General features: G+C 75.9%; 4 protein-coding genes and 1 pseudogene. All 5 read left to right on the top strand.

The window, feature by feature from the left end:
- The first annotated feature begins 45 nt into the window (after positions 1–45).
- Complete coding sequence (locus CWIS_RS04220) at positions 46–1,176, top strand: aromatic acid exporter family protein (protein WP_048342004.1); 1,131 nt, start codon at positions 46–48, stop codon at positions 1,174–1,176.
- A gap of 40 nt (positions 1,177–1,216) precedes the next feature.
- The gene (locus tag CWIS_RS04225) at positions 1,217–1,477 is read left to right on the top strand and encodes a type II toxin-antitoxin system prevent-host-death family antitoxin (RefSeq protein WP_048342005.1); all 261 of its coding nucleotides are present in this window, start codon (positions 1,217–1,219) and stop codon (positions 1,475–1,477) included.
- On the top strand, positions 1,477–1,896 hold the full coding sequence (locus tag CWIS_RS04230) for a type II toxin-antitoxin system VapC family toxin (protein ID WP_048342006.1): 420 nt from the start codon (positions 1,477–1,479) through the stop codon (positions 1,894–1,896). Before CWIS_RS04225 ends, CWIS_RS04230 begins: the two co-directional genes overlap by 1 nt.
- A 147-nt stretch (positions 1,897–2,043) precedes the next feature.
- Positions 2,044–2,292, top strand: a pseudogene (locus CWIS_RS19230) (DUF2516 family protein); the annotation flags it as partial.
- A gap of 74 nt (positions 2,293–2,366) precedes the next feature.
- Positions 2,367–2,642, top strand: a 276-nt coding sequence (locus CWIS_RS04235) for an asparaginase (RefSeq protein WP_369796477.1), incomplete at its 3' end; no start/stop codon positions are given.

The following is a 2,642-nucleotide window of genomic DNA, read 5'->3' on the forward strand; positions in this document are numbered from 1 at the left end:
GCGCGGCCCGGTCGCGCGCGGGCTGGGCGTCCACCCCTCGCTCTGATGACCCCGTCCGAGGACCCCGAGCCGCGCCCACGCGGGTGGCACGACGTGCGCCTCGTCGCGCGCGTGCGGGTCCGGCAGGGGACCGACCGGGTGCGCGCAGCGTGGTTCCCGATCCTGCAGGCGTCGGTCGCCGCGGGACTCGCGTTCGCGATCGGCCGGTACGTGCTCGACCACCCGTACCCGTTCTTCGCGCCCGTGTGCGCGTGGATCGCGCTCGGGTTCACTGCCGACCGGTCGCTGCGGCGCGTGGCCGAGATCGCGGCGGGCGTGGCGATCGGCGTCGGCCTCGGTGATGCGCTCGTGCACGTCATCGGCACCGGGCTGTGGCAGGTCGCCCTCGTGCTGTTCGTCGCCGCGACGCTCGCGCGGCTCCTCGACCGCGGCGCCCTGCTCACCACGCAGGCGGGCGTGCAGGCCATGATCATCGTCGGGCTGCCCACGCTGGCCGCCACCGGCGGACCGTTCGGGCGCTGGACCGACGCGCTCGTCGGCGGTGGTGTCGCGTTCGCCGTCGCGGTGCTCACGCCGTCCGACCCGCGGCGGCACCCGCGCGAGCTCGCCCGCAACGGCACGCTCGAGGTCGCGGGGATCCTGCACGAGCTCGCGGGCGGGCTCGCGACGCGCTCGGTCTCCGACGTCGAGGACGTGCTCGTGCGCGGCCGCGCGTCCCAGGCCGCGCTCGACGAGTGGCACGAGGTCACGACGAACGCGCGCGAGCTCGTCCGGCTGTCCCCCGCGCACCGCAAGCACCGCGGCGAGCTGTCCCGGCTCGTCGCGGCGTCCGTGCTCATGGACCGCGCGATGCGCAACACACGCGTCATGACCCGCCGCGCGCTGGCGCTGCTCGAGTCGCCCACCGTGCACGACCTGGGCGCTGCCGGGCGGCGCATCGAGGCGACCGCCGCCGCTGCGACCGAGCTCGCGTCCGCGCTCGGCAGCGGTCGGGACCCGGCGCGGGCCCGCGCCGCGCTGCTCGCGTCCGCCGGTGCGCTCGACCCGTTCGTCATCGCACCCGCCGACTGGCAGGTGCAGAGCCTCGTGCTGCTGCACCGCTCGCTCGTCGTCGACCTGCTCGAGGCCGCGGGCGAGGAGTCCGGCGCGGCCCGCGCGGCGCTCCCGGAGATCTGACGCGTGCCCTGCGGTACGCCCGCCCGGTAGCGTCGGGCCCGTGGAGGTCGCGGTGAGCGCGTTGCGCGCAGAGCTCAAGCAGTGGATCGAGACGGCACGCGAGGGGCAGGACGTGGTGATCACCGAACGCGGGATCCCCGTCGCGCGGCTCACCGGCATCGACTCGGCCGACCTGCTGGCGCGCCTCGAGCGCGACGGCCTGCTCTCGCCGGCGTCCGCTGCGCGCGAGGCGGCCGAACCCGTCGGCACCGAGCCCGGGCGGCAGGGCGTGTCCGGCCTCGTGCGGCGGCTGCGCCGCTGATGGCCGTCTGCTACTTCGACACGAGCGCGCTCGCGAAGCTGTGCGTCACCGAGTCCGGCAGCGACCTCGCCGCCGCGCTGTGGTCCGGTGCCGACCTCGTCGCGACGTCCCGGCTCGCCGATGCCGAGGTGCGTGCGCTGCTGGCCGGCGGTCGTCGCGCGGGAGTGATCGACGCGGGGACCGAGCGGGCCGCGCTCGCGCAGTGGGAGCGGCTGTGGCCCGCGCTGCACGTGGTCGAGCTGCACGAGCCGGTCACGGCAGCCGCCGCGACGCTCGTCGGCTACCACGCACTGCGGGCCGCGGACGCGCTGCACCTCGCGTCGGCGCTGCTGCTGCGGTCCGACGAGCTGGTCGTCGTCGCGTGGGACGAGCACCTCGCGTCGGCGGCACGCTCCGAAGGGCTGCGCGTCGTCCCGTGACGCGCGGAGTCGGCACCGGCCGACTGGTGGGACCTGCGCACCGGTCCCGGCGCCCGCGTGACCCCTGCTCGTGCACAGGTGACTGCGCGTGGGGCGTTCGGCCCGTAGGCTCGGCGCGTGGGAATCGTCGGAAGCCTCCAGTGGATCGTGTACCTGCTGTTCCTGCTCGCGATCTTCGTGCTGTGCGTGTGGGCGCTCGTCGACCTGCTGCGCCGGCCGGCGAACGCGTTCCCGGCGGCCGGGAAGCGCACCAAGAACTTCTGGCTCGCGATCCTCGGGGTTGCGACTCTGCTGTCGTTCATCGCGATGCCCCCGCTGCAGCTGCTGCCGTTCCTCGGCATCCTGTCCGCGGTCGCGGCGATCGTGTACCTCGTCGACGTGCGGCCCGCCGTCGCGCCGTACACGCGACGGCGGCCGGGACCGGGTCGGTCGTCGGGCGGCTGGGGATGTCCGGGCCGGAGCCTGGGGCCGTGGGAGGCGTGGCGGCGCACGACGGCGGCCGGGCTGCCGGCGCCGGTCACGGCGACATCTCGCGTGACGCGGTGCCGCTGGCGCGCGTGGTCCGGGGCGGGCTCGTCGAGTCCGTCCACACGGGGCACCTCGTCGTGCTGGCGCCGGACGGCGACGTCCGGCTCGCGCTCGGCGACCCCGACGCGACGATCTGGGCACGCTCGTCGCTCAAGCCCCTGCAGGCCGTCGGCATGCTGCGGCACGGCCTCGACCTGGACGACGAGTGGCTCCCCCCC

Source organism: Cellulomonas sp. A375-1 (genome assembly GCF_001040865.1).
In the GTDB taxonomy this organism is placed as follows: Bacteria; Actinomycetota; Actinomycetes; order Actinomycetales; family Cellulomonadaceae; genus Cellulomonas; species Cellulomonas gelida.

Excerpts from the sequence above, each read along its gene's own strand:
- CWIS_RS04220 (WP_048342004.1), top strand. The coding sequence starts at position 46 with ATGACCCCGTCCGAGGACCCCGAGCCGCGCCCACGCGGGTGGCACGAC.
- CWIS_RS04230 (WP_048342006.1), top strand. The coding sequence starts at position 1,477 with ATGGCCGTCTGCTACTTCGACACGAGCGCGCTCGCGAAGCTGTGCGTC.